Origin of the sequence: Nonomuraea sp. NPDC049750, from assembly GCF_040659625.1 — a bacterium.
Classification (GTDB): Bacteria; Actinomycetota; Actinomycetes; order Streptosporangiales; family Streptosporangiaceae; genus Nonomuraea.
The window spans coordinates 161,487-187,944 of sequence record NZ_JBFANB010000006.1; the positions used below are offsets into that span (position 1 = coordinate 161,487).

Consider the following 26,458-nt stretch of genomic DNA (forward strand, 5'->3'; position numbering starts at 1 on the left):
GGCCGCCGGCACGGAGTGATGGTCAGGCGCGGCCGCCGGAGGTGCTGTGGACGATCAGCACGTCGCAGGAGGCGCGGTGGGCCACGTGCGAGGGCACCGAGCCGAGCAGCCGCCCCGCCAGGCTGTTGAGCCCGCGGTTGCCGACGACCAGCAGATCCGCCTGGTGCGCGGCGGCCAGCGTGATGAGTACGTCGACCGCGTCGCCCTCCTCCGCCGCCAGGACGACCTCGGTCGCGCCGGCGGCGACGGCGTGCTCGCGGGCGGCTCTCAGGGCGTCGTCTGCGGGGGTGGAGCCGCTCACCTTGTAGGCCAGGTCGCCGAGCCGGTCCGCGGCGGCGGCCCGCTCGCTCGCCCGCATGGGCAGGTACGCGCACGCCAGGACGAGCGTGGCGCCGGTCGCGCCGGCCAGGGACGCCGCCGCGGAGACGGCGCGGAAGGAGGAGGCGGAGCCGTCGGTGCCGGCCAGCACGGTGCGGTAGGCCATCGGGAACCCCTATTAGACATTTGGTCAAATTGTCTTCTTGGCAGAATAGCCGTCCGCTCAAGCCTTTCTGCACAGCCGATAAGCTCTAGCCCATGAGCAGCTCCCCGTCCTTCCGTGAAGTGTTGTCCCAGCGAGTGATCGTCGCCGACGGGGCGATGGGGACGATGTTGCAGGCCCAGGACCCCACCCTCGACGACTTCGAGGGTCACGAGGGCTGCAACGAGGTGCTGAACGTCACCCGTCCCGACATCGTGAGCGGCGTCCACGACGCCTACTTCGCCGTGGGCGTCGACTGCGTGGAGACCAACACCTTCGGCGCCAACCTGGCGGCCCTGGGCGAGTACGACATCCCCGAGCGGGTCTTCGAATACTCCGAGGCGGGCGCCAGGATCGCGCGCGAGCGGGCCGACCACTGGTCCACGCCCGAGCAGCCGCGCTTCGTGCTCGGCTCGATGGGCCCCGGCACCAAGCTGCCGACCCTGGGGCACCTGCCCTACCAGAAGCTGCGCGAGTCCTATCGCGACAACGCGGCGGGCCTGATCGCGGGCGGCGCCGACGCGTTGATCATCGAGACCTGCCAGGACCTGCTCCAGGTCAAGGCCGCCGTCATCGGCGCCAAGCGGGCCGCCGAGGAGTCCGGGCGCGACGTGCCGATCATCGCCCAGGTGACGATCGAGACCAACGGCGCCATGCTGCTGGGCTCCGAGATCGGCGCCGCGCTGACCGCGATCGAGCCGCTGGGCGTCGACCTGATCGGCCTCAACTGCGCCACCGGCCCGGCCGAGATGAGCGAGCACCTGCGCTACCTGGCCAGGCACTCCCGGCTGAAGCTCTCGTGCATGCCCAACGCCGGTCTGCCGGTGCTGACCTCCGACGGCGCCTATTATCCGCTCGGCGCCGACGAGCTCGCCGACGCGCACGAGACCTTCACCCGCGACTACGGCCTGTCGCTGGTCGGCGGCTGCTGCGGCACCACCCCCGAGCACCTGCGCAAGGTCGTCGACCGCGTGCGCGGCAGGCAGACGGCCGCGCGCCGCCCGCACCCCGAGCCGGGCGCCTCCTCGCTCTACCAGACCGTGCCGTTCCGCCAGGACACCTCCTACCTGGCCATCGGCGAGCGGTGCAACACCAACGGCTCCAAGGCCTTCCGCGAGGCCATGCTCGAAGGCCGCTGGGACGACTGCGTGGAGATGGCCCGCGAGCAGGCCCGCGGCGGCGCCCACCTGCTCGACCTGTGCGTCGACTACGTGGGCCGCGACGGCGTGGCCGACATGAAGGAGCTGGCCTTCCGGCTGGCCACCGCCTCCACGCTGCCGATCATGCTCGACTCGACCGAGTCGGAGGTGCTGCGGGCCGGGCTGGAGATGCTCGGCGGGCGTGCGGTGGTCAACTCGGTCAACTACGAGGACGGCCGCGGCCCCGACTCACGCTTCCACAAGACGATGACGGCCGTACGCGAGCACGGCGCCGCCGTCGTGGTCATGTGCATCGACGAGAACGGCCAGGCCCGCACGGCCGCCGAGAAGGTACGCATCGCGAGCGAGACCATCGACGACCTGGTCGCCAACTGGGGCATGCAGGTGTCCGACATCATCGTCGACTGCCTCACCTTCACCATCGCCACCGGCATGGAGGAGAGCCGCCGCGACGGCCTGGAGACCATCGAGGGCATCCGCGAGCTCAAGCGCCGCTACCCCGACGTGCAGACCACGCTGGGCCTGTCCAACATCTCCTTCGGCATCAACCCGGCCTCGCGCATGGTGCTCAACTCGGTGTTCCTCAACGAGTGCGTCAACGCCGGGCTCGACTCGGCCATCGTCCACGCCTCCAAGATCCTGCCGATGTCGCGCATCCCCGACGATCAGCGCCAGGTCGCGCTCGACATGGTCTATGACCGCCGCCGCGAGGGCTACGACCCGCTGCAGCGCTTCATCGACATGTTCGAGGGCGTCGACGCCTCGGCCATGCGGGAGGGCAGGGCCGAGGAGCTGGCCGCGCTGCCGCTGTGGGAGCGGCTCAAGCGGCGCATCATCGACGGCGAGAAGAAGGGGCTGGAGGCCGACCTCGACGCCGCCCTGGAGCAGCGGCCCGCCCTGGAGATCATCAACAACGTGCTGCTCGACGGCATGAAGACGGTCGGCGAGCTGTTCGGCTCCGGGCAGATGCAGCTGCCGTTCGTGCTGCAGTCGGCCGAGGTGATGAAGACCGCCGTCGCCTACCTCGAACCGCACATGGACCGCGTCGAGGGCGAGACGAAGGGCCGCATCGTGCTGGCCACGGTCAAGGGCGACGTGCACGACATCGGCAAGAACCTGGTCGACATCATCCTGTCCAACAACGGCTACCAGGTGGTCAACCTCGGCATCAAGCAGCCGGTCTCCGCGATCCTGGAGGCGGCCGACGAGCAGAAGGCCGACGTCATCGGCATGTCCGGACTTCTGGTGAAGTCGACGGTCATCATGAAGGAGAACCTGGAGGAGATGAACTCCAGGGGCATCTCCGACCGCTACCCGGTGCTGCTCGGCGGCGCCGCCCTCACCCGCGCCTACGTCGAGCAGGACCTGGCCGAGCTGTTCGCCGGCGAGGTCCGCTACGCCCGCGACGCCTTCGAGGGGCTGCGGCTCATGGACTCCTTCATGGCCGTCAAGCGCGGCGTCGCCGGCGCCACGCTGCCGCCGCTGCGCGAGCGCCGGGTCAAGACCGGCGCCGTCCTGACCCGCACGCCGGAGGAGGAGCTGCCCGCCCGCTCCGACGTGGCCGCCGACAACCGGGTGCCGGTGCCGCCCTTCCAGGGCGACCGCATCGTCAAGGGCATCTCGCTGAGCGACTACTCCGCCTTCCTCGACGAGCGGGCGCTCTTCCTCGGGCAGTGGGGCCTCAAGCCCACGCGCGGCGGCGACGGCCCCGGCTACGACGAACTCGTCGAGACCGAGGGACGGCCGCGGCTGCGCATGTGGCTCGACCGCATCCAGACCGAGGGGCTGCTGGAGGCGGCCGTCGTCTACGGCTACTTCCCGTGCGTCAGCGAGGGCGACTCGCTGATCATCCTCGACGAGGCCGGAAACGAGCGCACCCGCTTCGCCTTCCCGCGCCAGCGCCGTGACCGGCACCTGTGCCTGTCCGACTTCTTCCGCTCGCGCGAGTCGGGCGAGGTGGACGTGGTCGGCTTCCAGGTCGCCACGATGGGCGGCAAGATCTCCGAGGCGACGGCCGAGCTGTTCGCCAAGGACGCCTACCGTGACTACCTGGAGCTGCACGGGCTGTCGGTGCAGCTCACCGAGGCGCTGGCCGAATACTGGCACGCCCGGGTCCGCGCCGAGTGGGGGATCGGCGGCGAGGAGTCGCTGGACGACATGCTCAAGGTGAACATCCAGGGCTGCCGCTACTCCTTCGGCTACCCGGCCTGCCCCAACCTCGAGGACCAGGTGCAGCTGTTCCAGCTCCTGGACCCGGAGCGGATCGGGGTCACGCTGTCGGAGGAGTTCCAGCTCCACCCGGAGCAGGCCACGTCCGCCCTGGTCGCCCACCACCCTGAGGCGAAATACTTCAACGTCTGAATACTTTCAACGTCTGACCCGGCCCGAGCGCCGCTCATCCGGGCGGCCTCCGGGCGTTGTGGGGCGCTCGTCCGGCCTCGCTCTCGGTCACCCCCCGTGGGTGAGGCCCCGGCGCTCGCGATCTTCTCGTCGGCGGTGAGAATGGCGGGACGGGGTGCCGTCGCGGCGCCGTACACGAACCGATCGGGGGATGCATGGAAGCCGTCTTCTTCGACATGGACGGGTTGCTGGTCGACAGCGAGAAGGTGTGGCTGGAGATCGAGACCGAGGTGATGGCGCGACTCGGCGGCGAGTGGACGCTCGACCACCAGGCGCACCTCGTCGGCGGCTCCATGGAACGCACCGTCGCCTACATGCTCGCCGTCTCCGGCTCGTCGGTCTCCCCGGAGGACCTGCGCGAGTGGATGATCGACGGCATGGTGGCCCGCCTGGCGGACGGCGTGGCGCTCATGCCCGGAGCCTCCGAACTGCTCGACGCCGTACGCGAGGAGGGCATCCCGGTCGCGCTGGTGACCTCGTCGCTCAGGGAGATCGCCGACGCGGTGCTCAAGGGCGTCGGCCGTGACCGCTTCGACGCCATCGTGACGGCCGACGACGTGACTCGCACCAAGCCCGACCCCGAGCCCTACCTGACGGCGGCCGACCTGCTGGGCGTCGACCCGGTGCGCTGTGTCGTCCTGGAGGACTCGCCCAACGGCGTGGCCGCCGCCACAGCCGCGGGCTGCGCGGTCGTAGGGGTCCCCAGCCTCCTGCCCATCGACCCGGCTCCCGGCCGCCTCGTGGTCGCGTCTCTGACGGACGTCACGATCCCCACCCTCCGCGCGTTGATCCCCTGACCCAGCCGATTCCCCTGAACGGGCCGATTCCCCTGAACGGGCCGATTTCCCTGAACGGGGCGGCTCTCCGAGCGGGCCGATTCCCTGGTCGCGCCTCCGGCTGACGATCCGTCGAAACCGAGGAGCGCGCGTAACGGCGGCCGGCCACCATCCGGTCAGAGACCGTATTCCTGGAAGCCCTCCGCCCCGTGCGGCGGGTGGCGGGTTCCCCATGCTTGCCGTACAAAAAAGTAAAGCTTTCACCCCGGCAAGAGGGCGAACCCCAACCGCACGCAAGCCGATCCCCTAAGGGAGGGCCGGTACCTGGGGAGGAGGGACGGCGGGAGGGAGCGTGCCAGGATGGGGAGCACAGCCACATAACAGAGGGGCGGCGGAATGACTTTCGAGCAGATCTACTGGTTGCCGCTGTGCGCCGGGGTGACCATCGCGGGGCTGGTGCTCAGTTTCCTGGCCTTCCGGCGCAGAGGCGCGGCGGCCGGCATGAGGATGGCCGCGTGGGCGCTGCTCCCGCTGGCCGCCTACCTGACCAACGCGTTGCAGTCGTTGTGGACCATCGGCGCCACCATCGTGAGTTTCGTGACGAGCCTGATCTTCAACCCCCTTGTCTGGGCGGGTGTCGCCGTGACCGGGCTGTCCGTGGTGCTGTTCGTGGCCTCGGGGTTCATGCGCGGCCGGAAGCTGAAACTGGCGCGCGACGGCAAGCCGGGCAAGGCCGCGGAGGCCCCGGCGGCGCCGCAGCAACGCGCTGTCGGCCAGAGGGCGGGGCAGCCGGCCGGACAGGCAGCGGGACCGGCGGGCCAGCCTGCAGGAAAGCCTGCCGCGGCGCCGGCGAAGAAGAACAACGACGATGACTTCTCCGACATCGAGGATATTCTCAAGCGCAGGGGCATCAGCTGATCCGAGGTGTGTCACAGTTCCGAGACGCAACCGGGACGGGGCGTAGACAAACTTCCCAAGATCGATACGAATGAGTTTCGCGTCAATCACAGTTGAGCCACATCCCGCCCTGAGGGGCTGGTCACACCAGCTCAGGCCATAGATTCTGCCTCCTGAGGACGCGACTAGCGACTTCACCAGCGCGGCGCATAACCTGATCGGGACCGCCGCCCATTCGGACGACGTCGTCTGGCATCCAGGGGGCTATTGGCATGACCGCACCGCTCGATGTTCCGGGCTCGGCTATCGAAGCCGGACCGGAAACCGTTCTGGAGGGCGCGGACTCCTCAGTCATCCGAGGGCGTTCCCTTGGCCAGATCGCATGGATGCGGCTGAAGCGCGACAAGATCGCGATGATCGGCGGCATCGTCATCGTCGTGCTGATCCTCGTCGCCATCTTCGCGCCGCTGCTGGTGTCGTGGCTCGGTCACCCGCCGGCGGAATGGCACCGGGAGAAGATCGACCCGGCCATCCAGGCGCCGATCGGCACGTTCGGCGGCATGAGCTGGGACTTCCTGTTCGGGGTCGAGCCCACCACGGGCCGTGACCTGTTCAGCCGGGTCCTCTACGGCGCGCGCGTCTCGCTGCTCATCGCCTTCTTCGCGACGCTGCTCTGCGTCTTGCTCGGCACCGTGTTCGGGATGATCGCCGGTTTCTTCGGCGGCTGGATCGACACGGTCATCAGCCGGCTCATGGACATCTTCCTCGCCTTCCCGCTGCTGGTGTTCGCGCTGGCGCTCGGCGGGGTGATCCCCGACAAGGCGTTCGGGATGTCCGGTGACACGCTGAGGATCAGCCTGCTCGTGTTCATCATCGGCTTCTTCAACTGGCCCTATATCGGGCGTATTATCCGAGGTCAGACGCTGTCTCTGCGTGAACGGGAGTTCGTCGACGCCTCCAGGAGCCTGGGCGCGCGCAACCACATCATCCTGTTCAAGGAGATCCTGCCGAACCTGCTGGCCCCGATCCTGGTCTACTCGACGCTGCTGATCCCGTCGAACATCCTGTTCGAGGCCGCGCTCTCCTTCCTCGGCGTGGGCGTACGGCCGCCGACCCCGACGTGGGGAGGCATGTTGGCTGACGCGGTCCACAACTACGAAGTGGCGCCCAACTACATGGTCTTCCCCGGTCTCGCGATCTTCGTCACCGTGCTGGCGTTCAACCTGCTCGGCGACGGCCTGAGGGACGCCTTCGATCCCAAGGCTCGATGACCTCGTGAGTTATCCCGCAAATTTTGGACTCCTAGTTACAAGGGGTGTGTCAGGTCGATGAAGATAAAATCCATGGCGTCGGCGGTCGCGATCACCGCCGCTCTCGCCCTGGCCGTCTCCGCGTGTGGTGGCGGCGGCTCTGCCAAGAAGACCGGCGGTGCCACCGCTGAGGCGCCCGCCAGCCAGTACAACGCCGGAGTGACGCAGGTCGTCAACCCGTCCGACAAGACGGGCGGCACGCTCCACATGGGCATGCCGGGCGACTTCGACTCGGTTGACCCCGGCGACCAGTACTACGGCTACGCCTGGAACTTCTCCCGCCTTTACACGCGCGCGCTGACCATGTTCAAGCCGGTGCCGGGCAAGGAGGGCCTCGAGCTCGTCGGTGACCTGGCCGAGGGCCTCGGCAAGGCCAGCGACGGCGGCAAGACCTGGACGTACACGCTGCGCAAGGGCATCAAGTTCGAGGACGGCACCCCGATCACGTCCAAGGACGTGAAGTACGCGGTGGCCCGCTCGCTGGACAAGGAGATCCTGCCCAGCGGCCCGACCTACTTCAACGACTGGCTCGACAACGGCGACTACACCGGCCCGTACAAGATGAAGGACAAGCTCGACTCCTGGAAGGGCATCGACACGCCCGATGACCAGACGGTCGTCTTCCATCTGAAGAAGGCCTACGGCGGCTTCGACTACTTCGCCATGCTCCCGTCGACGGCCCCGGTGCCGGCGGCCAAGGACACCGGCACCAAGTACAAGGAGCACCCGGTCGCGACCGGCCCGTACATGTTCAAGGCCCACGAGCTCGGCAAGCGCATCGAGCTGGTCAAGAACCCCAACTGGGACGCGGCGACCGACCCCAACCGCAAGCAGCTCAACGACTCGATCGAGGTGCTGCTCGGCCAGAACGAGGACGACCTCGACCAGCGCCTGCTCTCGGGCAAGATCGACGTCAAGATCAACAGCACCGGCGTGGGGGCCAACGCCCGCAAGACCGTCCTGACCGACGACAAGGTCAAGCAGTACGCCGACTCCGCGCCGCTCGACCGTACCTGGTTCACCAACCTCAACGCCGACGTGCCGCCGCTGGACAACATCCACTGCCGCAAGGCCGTGCTGTACGCCGCTGACCGCTCCGCGATCCAGGGCGCCTACGGTGGTCCCGATGCCGGTGGCGAGGTCGCCCTCAGCCTCATGCCGTCGAAAATGACCGGTTACGAGAAGAACGACCTCTACGGCGTCGAGGCCAACCCCGGCGGCGACGTGAACAAGGCGAAGGAAGAGCTGAAGGCCTGCGGCCAGCCCAACGGCTTCAGCACCACCATCTCCTTCCGCGTCGAGCGCGCGGCGGAGAAGCAGACCGCCGAGTCGCTGCAGCAGTCGCTCGGCCGCGTGGGCATCAAGCTGGAGGTCAAGGGCTTCCCGCAGGGTGACTACTTCAAGCTGTACGCCGGCAAGCCCGACTTCGCCAAGAAGAACGGCCTGGGCCTCATGGTCTACGGCTGGGGCGCCGACTACCCCGAGGGCTTCGGCTTCTTCCAGCAGATCGTCGACAGCCGCGTCATCCGCGCCGCCGGTAACACCAACCTCGGCGTGAAGGACCCGGAGATCGACAAGCTGATCGACCAGGCCGCGGCGGAGCAGGACGCCACCAAGCGCAACGCGGTCTGGGCCTCGGTCGACAAGAAGGTCATGGACGACGCGTTCATCCTGCCCTACGTCTGGGCGCACGGCCTGTTCTACCGGCCGCCGACGCTGAAGAACGCGTTCGTCAGCCAGAACTTCGGGATGTACGAGTTCCTGACGCTGAGCACCCAGTAACCCGGTCCGGGAAAACCTCCGGAACGTTCGTCGAAAGCAGGTGAAGGCTTCGGCGGCCGGGCCCACAAGGCCCGGCCGCCATAGCCGAGATCAGTGGCCACATACATCATCAGACGGTTGATAGCGGCCGTCATGCTGCTCTTCGTGGTGAGCATCGCGACGTTCGCCATCTTCTTTCTCGTCCCGCGGCTCGCCGGGATGTCCGCTGACGACCTCGCTTCCCGCTACGTGGGCAAGGCCGCCAACGACCAGATGATCCACGAGGCCGCCGTCAGGCTGGGCTTCAACGACCCGCTGGTCGTGCAGTACGGGCGGTTCGTGAAGGGCATCTTCGTCGGCGTCGACCGCAACTACGGTCCCGGCGTCGAGCACTGCCCCGCCCCGTGCTTCGGCTACTCCTACGTCACCCAGAACCCGGTGATGCCCGACCTGCTCGACCGGCTGCCGATCACCCTGTCACTGGCGCTCGGCGCCGCCGTGGTGTGGGTGGTGTTCGGCGTCTCGACCGGCGTGCTGTCGGCGCTGCGGCGCGGCAGCTTCTTCGACCGCCTCTCGATGGGTGTGGCCCTGGCGGGCGTGTCGCTGCCCATCTTCTTCACCGGCATCGTGTCGCTGGCCATCTTCCGCGACCAGCTCGGCCTGGTCGGCGACGTCGCCGACTGGGTGCCGTTCTCGGAAGACCCGCTCACCTGGGCGAACAACCTCATCCTGCCCTGGGTGACGCTGGCCTTCCTGTACGCGGCCGGTTACGCCCGGCTCACCAGAGCGGGCATGCTGGAGACCATGTCGGAGGACTACATCCGCACGGCGCGGGCCAAGGGCCTGCCCGAACGCATGGTGGTGGTCAAACACGGCCTGCGTGCCACGCTCACGCCCGTGATGACCATGTTCGGCCTCGACCTGGGCCTGCTGCTCGGCGGCGCGGTGCTGACCGAGAGCACGTTCTCGCTGCCCGGCATCGGCAAGTACGCGGTCGACGCCATCAACAACAACGACCTCCCCCAGGTGATGGGCGTCACGCTGACCGCGGCGGTCTTCATCATCCTGGCCAACCTGATCGTCGACCTGCTCTACGCGGTGGTTGACCCGAGAGTGAGGCTGACGTGAGCGAGAGCCCCTTTCTCGACGTCAAGGACCTGAAGATCCACTTCTCGACCGACGACGGTGTGGTCAAGTCCGTCGACGGGCTGTCCTTCAGCCTCGAACGCGGCAAGACCCTGGGCATCGTCGGCGAGTCCGGATCGGGCAAGTCGGTCACCAGCCTCGGCATCCTCGGCCTGCACCGCGGCAAGAACGCCCACGTCTCCGGCGAGATCTGGCTCGATGGCGAAGACCTCGTCACCGCCTCGCAGGAGCACGTACGCCGGCTGCGCGGCCGCAAGATGGCGATGATCTTCCAGGACCCGCTGTCGTCGATGCACCCCTTCTACTCGGTGGGCGACCAGATCATTGAGGCGTACCGCATCCACCACAAGGTCTCCAAGAGCGTGGCCCGCAAGCACGCCATCGACATGCTGGGCCGGGTCGGCATCCCCGAGCCCAAGCGCCGGGTCGACTCCTACCCGCACGAGTTCTCCGGCGGCATGCGCCAGCGGGCCATGATCGCGATGGCGCTGTCGTGCGACCCCGAGCTGCTCATCGCCGACGAGCCGACCACCGCGCTCGACGTGACCGTGCAGGCGCAGATCCTCGACCTGATGCGTGACCTGCAGCGTGAGTTCAACTCGGCGCTGATCATCATCACCCACGACCTGGGCGTGGTGGCCGAGCTGTCCAACGACATCCTGGTCATGTACGCGGGCAAGTGCATCGAGTACGGCTCGGCCGAGGACATCTTCTACCGGCCCGAGCACCCCTACACGTGGGGACTGCTGGGCTCGATGCCCCGGCTCGACCGGGAGCCCACCGAACGGCTCCTGCCCGTCAAGGGCACCCCGCCGTCGCTGATCAACGTGCCGTCGGGCTGCGCCTTCCACCCCCGCTGCCCCTACTCCGACCAGACCGACGGTCAGTCCAAGGCCGAGATCCCCGCCTTGATCAACACCGACCCCGGCCACCTGGTGCGCTGCCACCTGAGCAGGACGCAGCGGCGGACGCTGTGGGAGAACGAAGTCAAGCCAGTGCTGGAGACGCAGTGACCACCTCGAACGAGCCGCTTCTTTCCGTCCAGGGCCTGGAGAAGCACTTCCCGGTGACCAAGGGCCTGCTCAAGCGGCAGGTCGGGGCCGTCAAGGCGGTCGACGGGATCAGCTTCGAGGTGTTCAAGGGTGAGACGCTCGGCCTGGTGGGGGAGTCGGGCTGCGGCAAGTCCACCACCGGCCGGCTGGTGACCAGGCTGCTGGAGCCGACCGGGGGCAAGGTCGTCTTCGAGGGCCGCGACATCACCCACATGAGTCAGGGCAAGCTCCGGCCGCTCCGCCGCGACATGCAGATGATCTTCCAGGACCCGTTCTCGTCGCTCAACCCCCGCCACACGGTCGGCACCATCGTCGGCGCCCCGTTCCGCATCCAGGGCGTGCAGACCGAGCACGGGATCAAGAAGGCCGTCCAGGACATCCTCCAGCTGGTCGGGCTCAACCCGGAGCACTACAACCGCTACCCCCACGAGTTCTCGGGCGGCCAGCGCCAGCGCATCGGCATCGCCCGCACGCTCGCGCTGAAGCCCAAGCTGATCATCGCCGATGAGCCGGTCTCGGCGCTGGACGTCTCGATCCAGGCCCAGGTGGTCAACCTCCTGGAGGACCTGCAGAACGAGCTGGACCTCACCTACGTGGTCATCGCCCACGACCTGTCGGTGGTCCGCCACATCAGCGACCGGGTCGCGGTGATGTACCTCGGCAAGATCGTGGAGATCGCCGACCGCAAGAGCTTGTACAGCGTCCCCATGCACCCTTACACCAACGCGCTGCTGTCGGCGGTCCCGATCCCGGATCCCAAGGCCCGCGCGGACGGCGACCGCATCAGGCTGACGGGCGACGTCCCGAGCCCGCTCAACCCGCCGCCCGCCTGCCGCTTCCACACCCGGTGCTGGAAGGCCCAGGACATCTGCAAGACGGTGGAGCCGCCCCTGGAGGAGCTGGCCAGCGGCCACCGCGTGGCCTGCCACTTCCCGGAGAACGCCCCCGCCCAGGCGCCGGAGACGGCCGCCACGACCTCCTGACGCCGGTCGGCGGATGGGGGCTCCCCACCGCCGACCGTTCAGATCGTCCTCGCCGCCACGGTTGTTCTCGCCGCCACGCTGAAGATCAGGAAGCGGCGCCCGGCGTCGCGAGGCCGGTCTCATAGGCGAGGACGACCGCCTGAACGCGGTCGCGCAGGCCCAGCTTGGTGAGCACGTTGCCGACGTGCGTCTTGACCGTCGTCTCGCTGACCACCAGCTTCCGGGCGATCTCCGCGTTGGACATCCCCTTGGCGATCAGCCGCAGCACCTCCAGCTCCCGCTCGGTCAGCCGGTCGAGCCGCGCCGGGGTCGCCTGCTCATACGCCGACGGCAGCCGCTTGGAGAAGCGGTCCAGCAGCCGGCGGGTCACGCTCGGCGCCACGATCGCGTCGCCCGCCGCCACCACCCGGATCGCCTGCACCAGCTCGTCCGGCGGCACGTCCTTCAGCAGGAACCCGGAGGCGCCCGCCCGCAGCGCCTCCACGATGTACTCGTCCAGGTCGAACGTCGTCAGCACCAGCACCTTCGGCACGTGCGCCGTCGGCGCCGCCTCCCGCACGATCCTGCGCGTCGCCTCGATGCCGTCGACCCCGGGCATCCGGATGTCCATCAGCACGACGTCGGGCAGCAACGCCCGCGTCTGCTCCTGCGCGTCCTTGCCGTCACCGGCCTGCCCCACCACCGTGATGTCGGGCTCGGCCTCGAGTATCAGCCGGAAACCGGTGCGCAGCAGCGGCTGGTCGTCCACCAGCAGCACCCTGATCGTCATGGTGAGTCCTTCAACGGGAACCTCGCGCGCACCTCGAAACCGCCCCCCGGTCGCGGACCGATGCTGAGGATTCCACCATAGAGGGCAACTCGCTCGCGAATGCCCACCAAACCATGCCCTGGCGGCCCGGAGAGGCTCGCCGGCCCCCGCCCGTCGTCCTCCACCCGCACGTCCAGCTCACGCGGACCATGGCGTACGGTCACCACCGCCTTGGCGCCCGCCCCCGCGTGCCGCAGGCTGTTGGTCAGACCCTCCTGGATCAGCCGGTAGGCGGCCAGATCGACCCCGGCGGGGATCGGCCGGGCATCGCCCTCGACCGACAGCCGCGTGGCCAGCCCCGCCTCCCGCATCTGCTCCACCAGCGCCGGCAGATCGTCCATCCCCGGCTGCGGCCCCAGCTCGGCCCGGGCGTCGGTACGCAGCACGCCCACGATGTTGCGCATCTCGCTCATCGCCATCCGGCCCGTGTGCTCGATGGCCGACAGCGCCTCACGCGCCATGTCGGGATCGGCGGCCAGCACCCGGCGCGCGGCCGCCGCCTGCACCGTCATCACGCTCACGTGATGGGCCACGACGTCGTGCAGCTCGCGGGCTATCCTCGAGCGCTCCTCGGCCCGCGCGGCCCGCGTATCGGCCGCGTAGGCGCGCTCCAGCCGGGCCGCGCGGTCCTTCAGCTCCTCCAGGTACGCGCGGCGCAGCCGCAGGCTCCGCCCGGCCCCCCAGACCGCGAGAAGCACGATGAACGCCACCAGATGCTCACTCCAGTTGCCGCCGGTGACCGGGCTCAGCGCCCCGGCGAACGCGTAGGCCAGGAACGACAGCAGCAGCGCGCACAGCGCCACGGCCAGCCCCCGGAGAGAGGCCACCGAGTAGAGCAGCACCAGCACCGGCGCCGCCGCCGCGCCGGAGCCGTAACCCAGCCCGGTCAGCAGCGTCTCGGGCAGCAGCCCCGCGCACAGCGTCGCCAGCGGCCAGCGCCTGCGCACGGCGACCGGCGCGCACGCCAGCAGCACCAGCACGGCGCCGAACGAGTCGGCGCTGCGCATCTCGTCGACCGCCTGGCCGCCGCCCGGCTCCAGCAACGCCGAATCGGCGGACAGGAAGAGCCAGACCGAGACCGCGGCCAGCGCCACGGCGAACAGGGAGTCGTGGAACCTGGCCCGATCGATGCGCACCGCTTCACTGTAGGTCCAGGTGAAAGCCCGGAACCTCCTCCCTTGGGAGGAGAGCCGGACTCCTACAGGCTGTCCATGGCCGCCCGCCGGCCGCTCCGGACCGCGCCGCGTGTGGCCGTCCGGCGGTCGCTCCGGAGCGGGTGGCCTACGGCTCGTCCGTGGCCGCCGACCGGTTGCTCCGGAGCGGGCGGCCTACAGCTCGTCCGTGGCCGCCCGGCGGTTGCTCCGTACGGTGTCGCCCGGCTGCCGGTCGGGCACCGGCGGCGGAGTGCCGCCGAACTCCGGGCAGATCGCCTGATGGTCGCACCAGTCGCACAGGCGGCTGCGCCGCGCCCGCCACTCGCCCGTCTCCAGCGACCGCTCGATCGCCGTCCACAGCGCCCGCACCTTGCGCTCGGTGGCCAGCAGATCGGCCTCATCCGGCGCGTAACGCAGCACCTCGCCGCCGCCGCCCAGGTAGACCAGCTGCAGCAGCCTGGGCACCTGGCCGCGCAGCCGCCACAGCACCAGCGCGTAGAACTTCATCTGGAACAGCGCCTTGGCCTCGAAGTCGGGGCCCGGCGCGCTGCCGGTCTTGTAGTCGACGACCCGCACCTCCCCGGTCGGCGCCACGTCGAGCCGGTCGACGTAGCCGCGCAGCATGAGGCCGCCGTCGAGGACCGCCTCCACATAGAGCTCCCGCTCGGCGGGCTCCAACCGCGTCGGGTCCTCCAGCGTGAAATAGCGCTCCAGCATCGCCCGCGCCTGCGCCAGCCACGTCGCCTGCTCCTCGTCATCGGCGAACATCTCGGCGTAGTGCGGATCATCGGACAGCAGCCGCTCCCACTGCGGCCCCAGCAGCTCCAGCGCCGCCTCCACCGAACGACGCGGCGCGGGCAGGTCGTACAGGCGCTCCAGGACCGCGTGGATCACCGTGCCGCGCACGGCGGCCGCCGAGGGCTTCTCCGGCAACTGGTCGATCACGCGGAAGCGATAGAGCAACGGACAGGTCATGAAGTCGCCCGCCCGGGAGGGGGAGAGGGCTCCGATGATCACCGGTTCGGTCAACGTCATGCACCGCACTCTAGGTCAAGAGCCCGACAGAATAGGGCCCGCGAAGCCGGGAGCACCTCGTCCGGCGCGTAGCATCAAGGCAGCGGAAGCACGTAATGAACGGCAAGGAGCGCGGTGAGCGAGCAGAGCCCGCAGCAGGAATTTTCCGGTCTTCGGATGGGAAAGCCGTTCGGCATCCCGGTCTACGTGTCGTGGACATGGTTCATCGTCGCGGCCTTCATCACCTGGATGTTCGGTGACCAGGTGCGGGCCATGCTGCCCGAACTCGACGCCACAGCCGCCTACGCCGTCGCCTTCGTCTTCGCCGTCCTCCTCTATGTCTCGGTCCTGCTGCACGAGCTGGCCCACAGCGTGCTGGCCAAGTTCTACGGCCTGCCGGTCCGCCGGATCACCCTCTACCTGCTCGGCGGCGTGTCGGAGATCGAGAAGGAGCCGCCGACGCCCGGCAAGGAGTTCATGGTCGCCGCCGCCGGCCCGGCCCTGTCGCTCGGCCTGGCCGGGATCGGCCTGGCCGCCGACGTCTTCCTGATCAACGGCGGTGGCATCCCTGAGGTACTGATCTGGCAGCTCTGGCTGGCCAACCTCATCGTCGGCGTGTTCAACCTGCTGCCCGGCCTGCCGCTCGACGGCGGCCGGATGCTGCGCGCCGGCGTCTGGAAGCTGACCAGCAACGCCGGCTCCGGCACCATCGCCGCCGCCTGGGGCGGCAGGGTGCTGGCCGTGCTGCTGGTGGTCCTGCCGATCGCCGCGCCGCTGATGAGCGGGCAGGAAGTGGACCTTCGCGACGTGCTGTGGCCGCTGGTGCTGGCCTCCTTCATCTGGCTCGGCGCCACCCAGTCGCTGCGCGTGGCCCGCATCCGCGCCAGGATCCCGCAGGTCAACGCCCGTACCCTGGCCCGCAGGGCGATCCCCGTCGTCGCCGAGACCCCGCTGTCGGAGGCGCTGCGCCAGGCCACCGAGAAGCGGGCGGGCGCCCTCGTCGTCGTCGATCATGAGGGCCGCCCCGTCGCGATCGTGCACGAGGCGTCCGTACAGGCCACTCCCGAGCACCGCCGCCCCTGGGTGAACGCCGGCTCCATGGCCAAGTCGCTGGAGCCGTCCATGGTGCTGGCCGCCGACCTGACGGGGGAGGCGCTCATCGACGCCATGCGCGAGGCCCCGGCCGGCGAATACCTGCTCGTGGAGCGCGGCGGCGAGATCTACGGAGTGCTCGCCACGGCCGACGTCAACCGCGTCTTCAGCGGCGTCTGATATGTCCCACTCGTATAACCGGCAGCCCCCGGCTAGTGTCGTGTCCAGTGATCAGGTGATTCCGGATCGCACCCGGCGGTTCGAGGATGAGACGGCTGGCCGATAGTGTTCTGTTCGGCCAGGTTTATTGCGGTCCACCGGTCCACCGGTTCACCGAATCGAGACGGGGGCGGCCGCGACGCCGCCTCGCCGTATGGGTATGCGTATGGCTGGTGGCCGGCACGGCAGTGCGGGTGCCGTGATCACGCCGGCTTCCGGGGAGGAGAATTGAGTGACCGAGCGCAGCGAGGGCACCGATGAGCGCAGCGCGGTCGTCATGAAGGAGGAGTCATGACGGGCCAGGGCTTCGGGGCGGTACGTCCGCTTCCCGGAGATGGGCTGGTCGCCTATCTGGGCGGGCTGTTGCTGGTGTGCGACGCGGCCGAGGCCGCGGCCGATGAACTGCTCAAGGCACTACGCGAGACGGCCGCCGCCGGGGGCGACGGCAGAGCGCTCGCCAGGCGCGCCGCCCAGGTGCTCGCGGCCAACATGACCGGCGACCCCGCCACCTGCGCGGTCGCGGGGCCGGTCGACGGCGGCGTGGCCGTCCTGGTCAGCGGCTCCGCGTCGGCCACGGTCACCACGGCCTCCGGCGAGACCCGGCTGGCCGGCAGCGACTCGCTGACCTGGGCCGACCGGCTCATCAACGGGCCGGTCCAACGCGTCTCGCTGAGCCTGCCCGGCGGGGGCGAGCCGCATCCCGCGGTCAGCTTCGACGGCGGCGTGGTGCACGGCGGCGGTCTGATGGGCGACTTCGGTGACGTCGCCGAGCGGCCCGCTGCGCAGTCCAGGCCGTTGACCAGCGAGCTGCCCAACACCGCCCTGCACTTCGAGCCCGACCTGGTCGTGCCGCCTCCGGTGCAGATGGCCCCCTATCCGCTGTCGGGCAACGACCAGCCCGCCACCCCTTCGGCCGCCGGCCCCTCGGGCCCGCAGCCGTTCTCGGGTCCTCAGCCTTTGTCAGGCCCGCAGCCGTTGTCGGGTCCCCAGTCCGCCTCAGGGCCGCAGCCGCCGCCTCCCGCGCTGGAGCAGCAGCCGCCGTTCCTGTCAGCGGTCCCGGACCCGCCGCCCCCGGCCGAGCAGCCGAGCGGGTTCCCCACCTACGACGAGCCCGCACCCGCGCACTCCGGCAACGGCACGATGCCCGAGTACGAGCAGCCCTCTTCCCCCTACGACCAGCCGCGTGAGCAGTACGACCAGCCACGCGAACATTTCGAGCAGCCCGCCTCCCCCTACGACCAGCCGCGGGAGCACTTCGAACAGCCCCGCGAGTTGTTCGAGCAGCCGCCGCCTCCGCCTCCGCCCGCCCAGGAGGAGCACGGCGACCGGCAGCTCGTCTACGGCGTCGACTGCAAGAACGACCACTTCAACGACCCACGCGTGCCCTACTGCGCGGTCTGCGGCATCGCGCTCGTCCAGCGCACCCTCGTGCCGTACAAGGGGCCGCGGCCCCCGCTGGGCGTCCTCATCCTCGACGACGGCACCGCGCTGCCGCTGGAGAGCGACTACCTGCTGGGACGCGACCCCGAGCGCGCGCCGGAGGTGGCGGGTGGCACGGCCAGGCCCGCCAAGGTGACCAGCCCCGACGGGTCGGTCTCCCGCAGGCATCTGCGGGTGGCGCTCGACGGCTGGGACGTCAACCTGGTCGACCTGGGGTCGGTCAACGGCACCCAGATCCAGCCGCCCGGCGACCCCAACTTCTACGACATCCCACCCAACGAGCCCGTCACCATCGTCCCGGGCACCACGGTCCGCGTCGGCGTCTCCCGCACGATGCGCTTCGAAGCCCACCGGGGATGAGCCCTTCGTCCTGAACCTTCCCGAATCTTACTGAACGCCCGTGCTCCTGGTGGGAGTGCGGGCGTTCCGCTTCGGCCCGTGTTCCGCTTGGGGGTGCGGGGGTCCTGCTGTGACCCGCCACCGTGCACCGCCCGCCACCGTGCACCGCCCGCCGACGCGCCAGCCGCCGCCGTGCATCATCCGCCACCGGCCGCCGACGGAGCGGCCGCCGTGCGCCAATGGGCCCCGTGCGCCAGGCCCCGCGTGCGCCAGGCCCCCCGTGCGCCATCCGCTGGTCGCCCAGGGCTGAGGGCCTTCAGGAACGCCAGGGCTGAAGGCCTTCAGGAGGGCCTTCAGGAACGACGTCGGTCCTCTCGCCTTGGGGCTTCTCGCTCCTGAGCCCTCGCGTCTCTGGGCTTCTCGTCCCTGGGCCCTCGTGTCCTCAGCCCTATCCGCTTCGGCCGTGCCGTCTCGCTTTCGGTCGCGGATCTGGCGCATTTCCGGGCGGCCGACGCCGGTCGGCCAGGAGCGCGCTGGACGTCGCGCAGGGTGCGGTCAGGAGGTCGTCCGGGCGAGGCACGCGCTCAGGAGGTCGTACGGCTGAGGTGCGCGTTCAGGAGGTCGTACGGCTGAGGCACGCGCTCGGGAGGCCGTCCGGCCGAGAGTGGGCGGTCACGAGGTCGTACGGGCGAGATAGGCGTTCACGACGTCGTCGACCGGCAGCGACAGGTCGAGTGCGACGCCGCGTTCGTCGGGGCCGAGGGGTTCGAGGGCCGCGAACTGCGAGGCCACCAGTGACTCGGGCATGAAGTGCCCGGGCCGGTGCGCCACCCGTTTCCTGATCATGTCGACGTCGCCGTCCAGGTGCAGGAAGCTCACCTCGGGGGCGGCCTCCCGCAGCAGGTCGCGGTAGCGGCGCTTCAGCGCCGAGCACGCCATCACGGCCCCGGTGCCGGCGTGCTCGGCGAGCCAGGCGCCCACCGCGCGCAGCCACGGCAGCCGGTCGGTGTCGTCGAGCGGCATTCCGGCGGACATCTTGGCGACGTTCGCGGGGCTGTGGAAGTCGTCGGCGTCGGCGAACGGCACCCCGAGGCGTTCGGCGAGCGCGGCGCCGACGGTGGACTTGCCGCATCCCGTCACCCCCATCACGACGATGAGCTGCGGGCGGGGTGAGTCGTCCATGCGGGGCAACCTCTCGGGCTCGGATGCGCGTCAGACTAGACAGCTTGCGTCATATCAATCAAGCTGAGAAGTCGAATAAATCATACTTTTGAATCGAAGTATGTGAGGCATGTGAGCAGGGGCGTCACAGACGAGAGTCTGCACGGCAGCGTGCTCGACGAGCTGGGCGCCCTCGTGGTCGCGGGCGGCTACGCCGCCGGCCAGGTGCTCAGGATCGAGCAGCTGGAGGCCAGGTTCGGGGTGTCCCGTACGGTGGTGCGCGAGGCCGTACGAGTCCTGGAGTCCATGGGCCTGGTCAGCAGCCGCCGGCGCGTCGGCATCACGGTCTCGCCCCGGACCTCCTGGAACCTGTTCGACCCCCGCGTCATCCGCTGGCGGCTGGACAGCGGCGAACGCGCCTCGCTGCTCCGCTCCCTCGGCGAGCTCCGCCGCGGCGTCGAACCCGTCGCCGCCGCGCTCGCCGCCACCCACGCCACTCCCGAGCAGTGCGGCCGGTTGACGGAGGCGGTCATGCGGATGGCCGTCCACGGCAGGTCCGGCGACCTGGAGTCCTACCTGGCCGCCGACATCCTGTTCCACCGGACCCTGCTGGAAGCCTCGGGCAACGAGATGCTCGGCGCGCTCACCACGGTGGTCACGGAGGTGCTGGCGGCTCGTACGCACCACCACCTGATGCCGGCCTTCCCGGAGCCGGCGGTGATCCGCCGGCACGCGGAGGTGGCCCAGGCGATCCAGGCCGGAGACTCCCCGGAGGCGCAACGCGCGATGGGCGACATCGTCGACGAGGCGACAAGCGCCATGCTCGGGCAAGACGTCTGACGCGCGGAGCGACATCTCACACGCATCGGTCCCGAGCGACAGCTGACGCGAGGTTGGCGGAGCGGTTCCGCTGATGCGTGATCGTGCAGGCGATGCGCCATTGGTGCTGGCCCACTCGTCGTTCCCTAGGGCGGCAAGATGCGAAATATGCCGACGATTACCGCGGTGCCCGGCGGTCCCAGCGGGGTGTACGAACTAGGCGGTCCGCAAAGCCGCTTCCGTGGCGAGCGGGCCGGCTATTCGCCAGGCCACGCGCCGATCCTGGCCGCCGAGCCGCCGATGGCCGGGAAGAGCCCCTGAGCAGCGGGGCCGTGCGAGCCGCGACCCCGCCGCGGGCGTCCGGAAGGCCGCCTTCACCCATTCTGTGGAAATACTGCAATTTCCAAGTTTGGGTATAGAAAAGCGGTGAAGAATCTCCTGGAACCGCAGCACGGAAACGGCCGCCGCACCTATCGGACCCACCCGTAGGTCATCCGTATTCTCGCGATCCGGCCCGTACCGAATCCGGCCCGGCGACGCCCGTCACCCGCAGGGGAACGCCTGCACGCCGCGTAACAGCCGGGTGGCCGCCTCCAGCGCGCTGGCGGCCTCCAGGGCCCGGCCCGCGGCGGTGGCGAAGCGGCTCAGCAGGTGCTCCTCCGGCTCCCCGAACCGGCGCCCCGCCACCCACAGGAACACGTGCTCCCTGGTGGCGAGCGGCACCGGCATGGCCAGGAACCCGGGCTCGCCCATCGACGCGTCCGGCACGATCAGCAGCCGGACGGATCGCGTGGCGAGCGTCTTGAGCACCCCGGACTCCTCCAGCCACGGGCGTACCCGCAGCGGATCGACCGGGGGCGCGTGCACATTGACGGACTGGGCGACCTCCCGTAGCGCGTCCACCCGTACGAAACCCGCGTAGGCCGTTCCGGTGACCGCCGCGGCGGTCCCGCTCAGCCTGTCGATCAATCGCGCGGGGTCCAGGCAGGAGAACGAGGCGATGAGTTCGCGCATGGCGACGTCGACACGGTTGTAAGTCATCGCTGTATCCCTCGGAGGAGGGGAAGTGAGATCGCGCAGTATGATCACGCGTATCTCAGGGGCGGTGACCCCGAGTCTCGCCGTCGCCGTGTCACTTGACCAGCCCCCAACTGGAAATCGGGATTTCCGGTCAGCGGGGGCGCAGGCGGAGCCACTCCAGCTCGTCCGACCGGGTCCCGTCCTCCCTGGGGAACAGCTCGCGTTGCGTCGACTCCTGGACGAAGCCAGACCGCTCCAGCACCCGCTGCGAAGCCTTGTTGCCCACCTCGGTCCCGGCCACGATCCGGTGCAGCTGGGTGTTGGCGAAGGCCCAGTCCACCAGCAGCCGCACGGCCCGCGTCATGAACCCTCTGCCCCGGAACTCCGACCGCAGCGAATATCCGATCATGCCCTGCCCGATCATCGGCGCCACCTGCACCAGTTGCACGTGCCCCGCGAACCTCCCGGAGACGGCATCCTTGATCGCCAGCTCGATCCGCTGCCCGGACACCCACCAGTAGCCGGTGTAGCGGCAGCGCCGCTCGTTGTCCTCCAGCGTGGCACGCGGCCCGACCGCGTAGGCGGCCACACTCGGCTCCCGCATCATCGCGTGGAACTCGGGGGCGTCGGCCACCTCCATCGGTGTCAGTCGTACCACCCCATCGCTCAGCTCGCCGCCGTCGAAGAACGGCAGGTAGGACTCGGCTGCCAGGCCGGAGTCGCGCCGGATCCGGGCGAACGTGATGATGTCGGTGCGGCGCCCGTCACGCCCGACCTTGGCGTCGCGTCTGCGCCCCTCTTCCTGGAAACCGGCCTTGTAGGCGACTCGCAGGCTGGCGATGTTCTCCACGGCGGCGTGCAACTCCACGCGCTCGACACCATGGTCGAACAGCCACTCGGTCACCGCCCGCGTCGCCCGGCTCACCACGCCCTTGCCACGCGCCCACGGCGCGGCCAGGTAGCCGATCGCCGCCACGCCCCACGGATCGGGCGGCTGGACACCGATGGCACCGACGTAGTGGCCGTTCTCGGTGATCGTGAACTCGGCGCCGCCGTCCGCCCACTTCGCCTCCGCCGCCCGCAGGTAGGCGCGCGCGTCCTGCAACGTGTACGGCGACGGCAGGGTGTACAGAAACCGGGCCGTCACCGGGTCGTCACACGCGCGTACGATCGCCTCGGCGTCCGAATCGGAGGGACGTCGCAACACCAGGGGACCGGTAGAGATCACTTCACGGGGGAACATCCCTCATAGATATCGCGCGTCAAGGCGTGCTCGAAAGCCCTATAACCTTGCCGACATGGGTTTCCGCAGGCATGGGCCGTTCCAGGCGGGGGATCAGGTGCAGCTCACCGACCCCAAGAACAAGCGCCACACGATCACGCTCAAAGAGGACGGCGTCTTCCACACGCACAAGGGCGCCATCCCCCACAGCGACCTGATCGGGCAACCCGAAGGCTCCGTGGTGCGCTCCTCCGGCGGCACCCAATACCTCGCCTTCCGCCACCTGCTGCAGGACTACACTCTGGCCATGCCGCGCGGCGCCGCGGTGATCTACCCCAAGGACGCCGCGCAGATCGTCGGCATGGCCGACGTCTTCCCCGGCGCCCGGGTGATCGAGGCGGGAGTCGGCTCCGGCGCGCTGACCTGTTTCCTGCTGCGCGCAGTGGGCCCCGAGGGTCACGTCACCTCCTACGAGCGGCGCGAGGAGTTCGCCGACGTCGCGCGCAAGAACGTGGAGAAGTTCTACGGCGGTCCCATGGACGACACCTGGCGGCTCGTCGTCGGCGACCTGGTCGCCTCGATCGACGAGGTGGACGTCGACCGCGTCATCCTCGACATGCTCGCCCCCTGGGAGTGCGTCGACGCCGCCGCCAAGGCCCTCACACCGGGCGGCGTCATCTGCTGCTACGTGGCCACGACGACCCAGATGTCCAAGACCGTCGAGGCCATTCGCGATCACGGGAGTTTCACCGAGCCTCATGCGTGGGAGACCCTGGTTCGCGACTGGCATGTCGAAGGGCTCGCGGTGAGACCGGATCATCGGATGATCGGCCACACCGGATTCCTCGTCAGCGCCCGTCGCATGGCGGACGGTGTGGCACCGCCACCACGCCGCCGACGACCGAAGGGGACCACTGAGGAACTATGACAATTTGGCCACGAGGGTGCGTTGGTGCGTGACACGGGAACAGATCGCCGTGTTCCTATGCTGCCAGTATTAAACGCACTATTAGGGATTATTCGCCGAACACTGAATGTCACACGACGAACACTGCCCGGCCAGGTTACGGAGGGGCCCGAGATAGGTAAGGTCCTTAGTAGTCGCCCTCGACTGGGAAGGAGGTGACGGGGCGTGGCAGCTCGCGATGATGCTGAGGCTCGAGCCGCGCAGCGCGAACGGGAGGTCGCTGATCTTTCAACACAGGTCTCCTTCCTCCAAGAGGAGATCACCGCGCTGAGGCGGAAGCTGGCCGAGTCACCCCGTCAGGCCAGAGTCCTTGAAGAGCGTCTCCACGAGGCGCAGGCGAACCTCGCGGCCGTCACCGGCCAGAACGAGCGCCTGGTCGCCACACTCAAGGAGGCCAGGGATCAGATCGTTGCCCTCAAGGAAGAAGTCGACCGGCTGGCACAGCCGCCATCCGGGTTCGGCACCTTCCTGGAGGCCAGAGAAGACGGCACGATCGAGGTGTTCACCGGCGGCCGCAAGCTGCGGGTGAACGTCAGCCCCGCCGTCGACGTCGACTCGCTCCGGCGTGGCCAGGAGGTCATGCTGAACGAGGCGCTCAACGTGGTCGAAGCCCTCGGCTACGAAGAGGTCGGCGAGATCGTGATGCTCAAAGAGCTCCTCGACCAGGGGCAGCGCGCACTGGTCATCTCGCACGCGGACGAGGAGCGCGTGGTGCGGCTCGCCGAGTCACTGGTCGGGCAGCCGATCAGGGCGGGCGACTCACTGTTGCTCGAACCCCGCTCGGGCTACGTCTACGAGCGGATTCCCAAGTCCGAAGTCGAAGAACTCGTGCTCGAAGAGGTCCCCGACATCTCCTACGAGGAGATCGGTGGCCTGATGAGGCAGATCGAGCAGATCAGGGACGCCATCGAGCTGCCCTACCTGCACGCCGACCTGTTCCGCGAGCACAAGCTGCGCCCGCCCAAGGGCGTTCTGCTCTACGGCCCGCCCGGCTGCGGCAAGACGCTCATCGCCAAGGCCGTCGCCAACTCCCTGGCCAAGCAGGTCGCGGAGCGCACCGGCCAGGAAGGCAAGAGCTTCTTCCTCAACATCAAGGGCCCCGAACTACTCAACAAGTACGTCGGCGAGACCGAGCGGCATATCCGCCTGGTCTTCCAGCGGGCTCGAGAGAAGGCCTCAGAGGGCACCCCGGTGATCGTGTTCTTCGACGAGATGGACTCGATCTTCCGCACCCGAGGCTCCGGCGTCTCCTCGGACGTCGAGAACACCATCGTTCCCCAGCTCCTTTCGGAGATCGACGGTGTCGAGGGCCTGGAAAACGTCATCGTCATCGGCGCCTCCAACCGCGAGGACATGATCGACCCGGCGATCCTGCGGCCCGGCCGCCTGGACGTCAAGATCAAGATCGAGCGGCCCGACGCCGAAGCGGCGAAGGACATCTTCTCCAAGTACCTCATCTCCGAACTGCCGCTGCACCCCGACGACCTCGCGGAGCACAGCGGTTCCCGCGAGGGCACCATTCACGGCATGATCCAGAGCGTCGTGGAGCGCATGTACACCGAGAGCGAAGAGAACCGCTTCCTCGAGGTGACCTACGCCAACGGCGACAAGGAAGTCCTCTACTTCAAGGACTTCAACTCCGGCGCGATGATCCAGAACATCGTCGACCGGGGCAAGAAGATGGCCATCAAGCAGTTCCTCGAGAGCGGCCAGAAGGGCCTGCGGGTCCAGCACCTGCTCACGGCCTGCGTGGACGAGTTCTCCGAGAACGAGGACCTGCCCAACACCACCAACCCGGACGACTGGGCCCGCATCTCCGGCAAGAAGGGCGAGCGGATCGTCTACATCCGTACGCTCGTGTCGGGCAAGCAGGGCGCGGAGGCGGGTCGCTCCATCGACACCGTCGCCAACACCGGCCAATACCTGTAAGAGGCTGCTGAGAAGGGCCGCGCGGATCCCCGCGCGGCCCCTTCTCATGCCGCCCCATCTTCTCCGCGTCGCCGAGGGACCCATGTGAAAATTGGGACCAACGGAACCAAAGTGATCGTTGTGCCGTCCAACAGGGCGTGCAACCACCCAACCGGCCGAGGCGCTCTCCCGGAGAAGGCCGGCTGGCCGAACTCGATCTGCTCAGGTTCGTCGCCGCCCTCGCGGTGCTGGCCTTCCACTACCTGATCGCGTTCGCCTCCGTCTGGGGAGACAGGCCCGCCGAGCTCTTCCCCGCCGTCGCCCCGTTCGCCGGGCTCGGCATCCTGGGCGTGGAGTTATTCTTCGTCATCAGCGGCTTCGTCATCCTCATGAGCGCGTGGGGGAGGGGGCTCGGAGCGTTCGCCCGGAGCAGGTTCGTCCGCCTCTACCCGGCCTACTGGCTCAGCCTCGCCGCCGTCGCCGCTCTCTACGGCCTCACCGGCACCAAGGTGCTCGACCCCAAGCTTTCGCCTGGGGAGTATCTGGTGAACGCCAGTATGTTCCAGCGGCTGTTCAAGGTCCTGGACGCCAGCGGCGTCTACTGGTCGCTCTGGGCCGAACTCCGCTTCTATCTCCTCATGGCCATCCTCGTGATCATCGGTGTCACCTACGGCCGCGTCCTGATCTTCGCCGGTGTCTGGCTGGCCGCCGCGCTCGGCGCAGAACTGCTCGGCAACGAGGTACTCAACGAGATCATCATGCCCCGCTACGCGCCCTACTTCGCCGCCGGCATGGCCCTCTATCTCATCCACAAGCACCGCAACGCCGTGCTGCCCTGGCTCTACGTCGCCTGCGGCTACGTCCTGGCGGTGCACTCCGCGCTCGAACGCGTCCACGGCCGGATCAAGGTCGCCGGATTCAAGAGCATGCCCGTCAGCGACCTCAGCGTGATCATCACCATCACGGTCATCTTCGCCGCGATGTCGTTCGTCGCCCTCGGCGTGTTCCGGCTGCGGCCGTCCAGAACGCTCACTGCGCTCGGCGCGACGACCTACCCGCTCTACCTCTTCCACTCGGTCGTCGCCGTGGCTCTGATCCCCATCCTGGCCACCAGAATGGCCCCCTGGGCCACCGCCCTCACCACCACGCTCGCGGCCGTGCTCCTGTCCTACCTTGTCTACTCCCTCGCCGAACGCCCCATCCAGCGTCTGCTTAAGCCCCGGGCACGTCCACAAACCCCCCCAGTTCCCGCCGTAAAGGTGGAAAAGACTGCGGTGCCATAACTCTGTG

Annotated in this window: 22 protein-coding genes; 15 read left to right on the plus strand and 7 right to left on the minus strand. The window is 68.9% G+C overall.

The features are described from left to right. Positions 1-22 precede the first annotated feature (22 nt). Positions 23-484 carry a universal stress protein gene (locus AB0J16_RS18800; protein WP_358540678.1) on the minus strand — a complete coding sequence of 154 codons (462 nt, stop codon included), beginning with the start codon at positions 482-484 and terminating at the stop codon, positions 23-25. A 92-nt stretch (positions 485-576) separates the two neighbouring features. On the opposite strand from AB0J16_RS18800, the gene metH reads away from it, so the two are divergent. The 8 genes from metH to AB0J16_RS18840 all read left to right on the plus strand — a co-directional run bounded on the left by metH (position 577) and on the right by AB0J16_RS18840 (position 12,005). Beyond that, positions 577-4,041 carry a methionine synthase gene (gene metH / locus AB0J16_RS18805; protein WP_358540681.1) on the plus strand — a complete coding sequence of 1,155 codons (3,465 nt, stop codon included), beginning with the start codon at positions 577-579 and terminating at the stop codon, positions 4,039-4,041. 194 nt (positions 4,042-4,235) lie between these two features. Continuing rightward, positions 4,236-4,877, plus strand: coding sequence for an HAD family phosphatase (locus AB0J16_RS18810; protein WP_358540684.1), 642 nt, complete (start codon positions 4,236-4,238; stop codon positions 4,875-4,877). A 375-nt stretch (positions 4,878-5,252) separates the two neighbouring features. Then, complete coding sequence (locus AB0J16_RS18815) at positions 5,253-5,774, plus strand: cellulose synthase (protein WP_358540687.1); 522 nt, start codon at positions 5,253-5,255, stop codon at positions 5,772-5,774. Positions 5,775-6,025: 251 nt separating this feature from the next. Next, on the plus strand, positions 6,026-7,024 hold the full coding sequence (locus tag AB0J16_RS18820) for an ABC transporter permease (protein WP_358540690.1): 999 nt from the start codon (positions 6,026-6,028) through the stop codon (positions 7,022-7,024). A 72-nt stretch (positions 7,025-7,096) separates the two neighbouring features. Next, positions 7,097-8,845, plus strand: coding sequence for an ABC transporter substrate-binding protein (locus tag AB0J16_RS18825; protein WP_358540692.1), 1,749 nt, complete (start codon positions 7,097-7,099; stop codon positions 8,843-8,845). 93 nt (positions 8,846-8,938) lie between these two features. After that, positions 8,939-9,952 (plus strand): ABC transporter permease, encoded by a 1,014-nt coding sequence (locus AB0J16_RS18830; protein WP_358540695.1) that lies wholly within the window; start codon positions 8,939-8,941, stop codon positions 9,950-9,952. Then, complete coding sequence (locus AB0J16_RS18835; RefSeq protein WP_358540699.1) at positions 9,949-10,983, plus strand: ABC transporter ATP-binding protein; 1,035 nt, start codon at positions 9,949-9,951, stop codon at positions 10,981-10,983. The genes AB0J16_RS18830 and AB0J16_RS18835 overlap by 4 nt, the downstream gene beginning before the upstream one ends. Next, positions 10,980-12,005 carry a dipeptide ABC transporter ATP-binding protein gene (locus tag AB0J16_RS18840; RefSeq protein ID WP_358540702.1) on the plus strand — a complete coding sequence of 342 codons (1,026 nt, stop codon included), beginning with the start codon at positions 10,980-10,982 and terminating at the stop codon, positions 12,003-12,005. Before AB0J16_RS18835 ends, AB0J16_RS18840 begins: the two co-directional genes overlap by 4 nt. Before the next feature lie 85 nt (positions 12,006-12,090). Here the strand turns inward: AB0J16_RS18840 and AB0J16_RS18845 are convergent, their stop codons facing one another. The 3 genes from AB0J16_RS18845 to AB0J16_RS18855 all read right to left on the minus strand — a co-directional run bounded on the left by AB0J16_RS18845 (position 12,091) and on the right by AB0J16_RS18855 (position 15,002). Further along, on the minus strand, positions 12,091-12,774 hold the full coding sequence (locus tag AB0J16_RS18845; protein WP_225291287.1) for a response regulator transcription factor: 684 nt from the start codon (positions 12,772-12,774) through the stop codon (positions 12,091-12,093). Further along, positions 12,771-13,949, minus strand: a complete 1,179-nt coding sequence (locus tag AB0J16_RS18850; protein ID WP_358540705.1) for a sensor histidine kinase — start codon at positions 13,947-13,949, stop codon at positions 12,771-12,773. Before AB0J16_RS18850 ends, AB0J16_RS18845 begins: the two co-directional genes overlap by 4 nt. A gap of 192 nt (positions 13,950-14,141) precedes the next feature. Further along, complete coding sequence (locus AB0J16_RS18855) at positions 14,142-15,002, minus strand: RecB family exonuclease (protein WP_358540708.1); 861 nt, start codon at positions 15,000-15,002, stop codon at positions 14,142-14,144. 114 nt (positions 15,003-15,116) lie between these two features. Here AB0J16_RS18855 and AB0J16_RS18860 point away from each other — a divergent pair, with 114 nt between their 5' ends. After that, the gene (locus AB0J16_RS18860) at positions 15,117-16,253 is read left to right on the plus strand and encodes a site-2 protease family protein (protein ID WP_358540711.1); all 1,137 of its coding nucleotides are present in this window, start codon (positions 15,117-15,119) and stop codon (positions 16,251-16,253) included. 330 nt (positions 16,254-16,583) lie between these two features. Beyond that, positions 16,584-18,092 carry an FHA domain-containing protein gene (locus AB0J16_RS18865; protein ID WP_358540714.1) on the plus strand — a complete coding sequence of 503 codons (1,509 nt, stop codon included), beginning with the start codon at positions 16,584-16,586 and terminating at the stop codon, positions 18,090-18,092. A gap of 651 nt (positions 18,093-18,743) precedes the next feature. Here the strand turns inward: AB0J16_RS18865 and AB0J16_RS18870 are convergent. Beyond that, a complete protein-coding gene (locus AB0J16_RS18870) occupies positions 18,744-19,253 on the minus strand; it encodes a gluconokinase (RefSeq protein WP_358540717.1) in 510 nt (169 codons plus the stop codon). Positions 19,254-19,364: 111 nt separating this feature from the next. Between AB0J16_RS18870 and AB0J16_RS18875 the strand changes: the two genes are divergently transcribed. After that, complete coding sequence (locus AB0J16_RS18875; protein WP_358540720.1) at positions 19,365-20,072, plus strand: FCD domain-containing protein; 708 nt, start codon at positions 19,365-19,367, stop codon at positions 20,070-20,072. A 147-nt stretch (positions 20,073-20,219) separates the two neighbouring features. Then, on the plus strand, positions 20,220-20,372 hold the full coding sequence (locus AB0J16_RS18880) for a hypothetical protein (protein WP_358540723.1): 153 nt from the start codon (positions 20,220-20,222) through the stop codon (positions 20,370-20,372). Positions 20,373-20,594: 222 nt separating this feature from the next. Here AB0J16_RS18880 and AB0J16_RS18885 read toward each other — a convergent pair whose 3' ends face one another. After that, positions 20,595-21,092, minus strand: coding sequence for a hypothetical protein (locus tag AB0J16_RS18885; RefSeq protein WP_358540726.1), 498 nt, complete (start codon positions 21,090-21,092; stop codon positions 20,595-20,597). Between the two features lie 130 nt (positions 21,093-21,222). Beyond that, a complete protein-coding gene (locus AB0J16_RS18890; protein WP_358540729.1) occupies positions 21,223-22,278 on the minus strand; it encodes a GNAT family N-acetyltransferase in 1,056 nt (351 codons plus the stop codon). Positions 22,279-22,369: 91 nt separating this feature from the next. On the opposite strand from AB0J16_RS18890, the gene AB0J16_RS18895 reads away from it, so the two are divergent. From AB0J16_RS18895 to AB0J16_RS18905, 3 genes are all read left to right on the plus strand, one after another. After that, the gene (locus AB0J16_RS18895) at positions 22,370-23,221 is read left to right on the plus strand and encodes a tRNA (adenine-N1)-methyltransferase (protein WP_225291278.1); all 852 of its coding nucleotides are present in this window, start codon (positions 22,370-22,372) and stop codon (positions 23,219-23,221) included. Between the two features lie 204 nt (positions 23,222-23,425). Next, on the plus strand, positions 23,426-25,189 hold the full coding sequence (gene arc / locus AB0J16_RS18900; protein ID WP_225291277.1) for a proteasome ATPase: 1,764 nt from the start codon (positions 23,426-23,428) through the stop codon (positions 25,187-25,189). Between the two features lie 137 nt (positions 25,190-25,326). Beyond that, the gene (locus AB0J16_RS18905) at positions 25,327-26,451 is read left to right on the plus strand and encodes an acyltransferase (RefSeq protein ID WP_358540732.1); all 1,125 of its coding nucleotides are present in this window, start codon (positions 25,327-25,329) and stop codon (positions 26,449-26,451) included. The last annotated feature ends 7 nt before the right edge of the window (positions 26,452-26,458 follow it).

What these genes read in the sequence shown, in the direction of transcription:
- metH (WP_358540681.1), top strand. Translation starts at nt 577, where the DNA reads ATGAGCAGCTCCCCGTCCTTCCGTGAAGTGTTGTCCCAGCGAGTGATC.
- AB0J16_RS18810 (WP_358540684.1), top strand. Translation starts at nt 4,236, where the DNA reads ATGGAAGCCGTCTTCTTCGACATGGACGGGTTGCTGGTCGACAGCGAG.
- AB0J16_RS18820 (WP_358540690.1), top strand. Translation starts at nt 6,026, where the DNA reads ATGACCGCACCGCTCGATGTTCCGGGCTCGGCTATCGAAGCCGGACCG.
- AB0J16_RS18845 (WP_225291287.1), bottom strand. Translation starts at nt 12,774, where the DNA reads ATGACGATCAGGGTGCTGCTGGTGGACGACCAGCCGCTGCTGCGCACC.
- AB0J16_RS18800 (WP_358540678.1), bottom strand. Translation starts at nt 484, where the DNA reads ATGGCCTACCGCACCGTGCTGGCCGGCACCGACGGCTCCGCCTCCTCC.
- AB0J16_RS18880 (WP_358540723.1), top strand. Translation starts at nt 20,220, where the DNA reads ATGCCGACGATTACCGCGGTGCCCGGCGGTCCCAGCGGGGTGTACGAA.
- AB0J16_RS18855 (WP_358540708.1), bottom strand. Translation starts at nt 15,002, where the DNA reads ATGACGTTGACCGAACCGGTGATCATCGGAGCCCTCTCCCCCTCCCGG.
- AB0J16_RS18895 (WP_225291278.1), top strand. Translation starts at nt 22,370, where the DNA reads ATGGGTTTCCGCAGGCATGGGCCGTTCCAGGCGGGGGATCAGGTGCAG.
- AB0J16_RS18825 (WP_358540692.1), top strand. Translation starts at nt 7,097, where the DNA reads ATGGCGTCGGCGGTCGCGATCACCGCCGCTCTCGCCCTGGCCGTCTCC.
- AB0J16_RS18865 (WP_358540714.1), top strand. Translation starts at nt 16,584, where the DNA reads ATGACGGGCCAGGGCTTCGGGGCGGTACGTCCGCTTCCCGGAGATGGG.
- AB0J16_RS18815 (WP_358540687.1), top strand. Translation starts at nt 5,253, where the DNA reads ATGACTTTCGAGCAGATCTACTGGTTGCCGCTGTGCGCCGGGGTGACC.
- AB0J16_RS18885 (WP_358540726.1), bottom strand. Translation starts at nt 21,092, where the DNA reads ATGACTTACAACCGTGTCGACGTCGCCATGCGCGAACTCATCGCCTCG.
- AB0J16_RS18870 (WP_358540717.1), bottom strand. Translation starts at nt 19,253, where the DNA reads ATGGACGACTCACCCCGCCCGCAGCTCATCGTCGTGATGGGGGTGACG.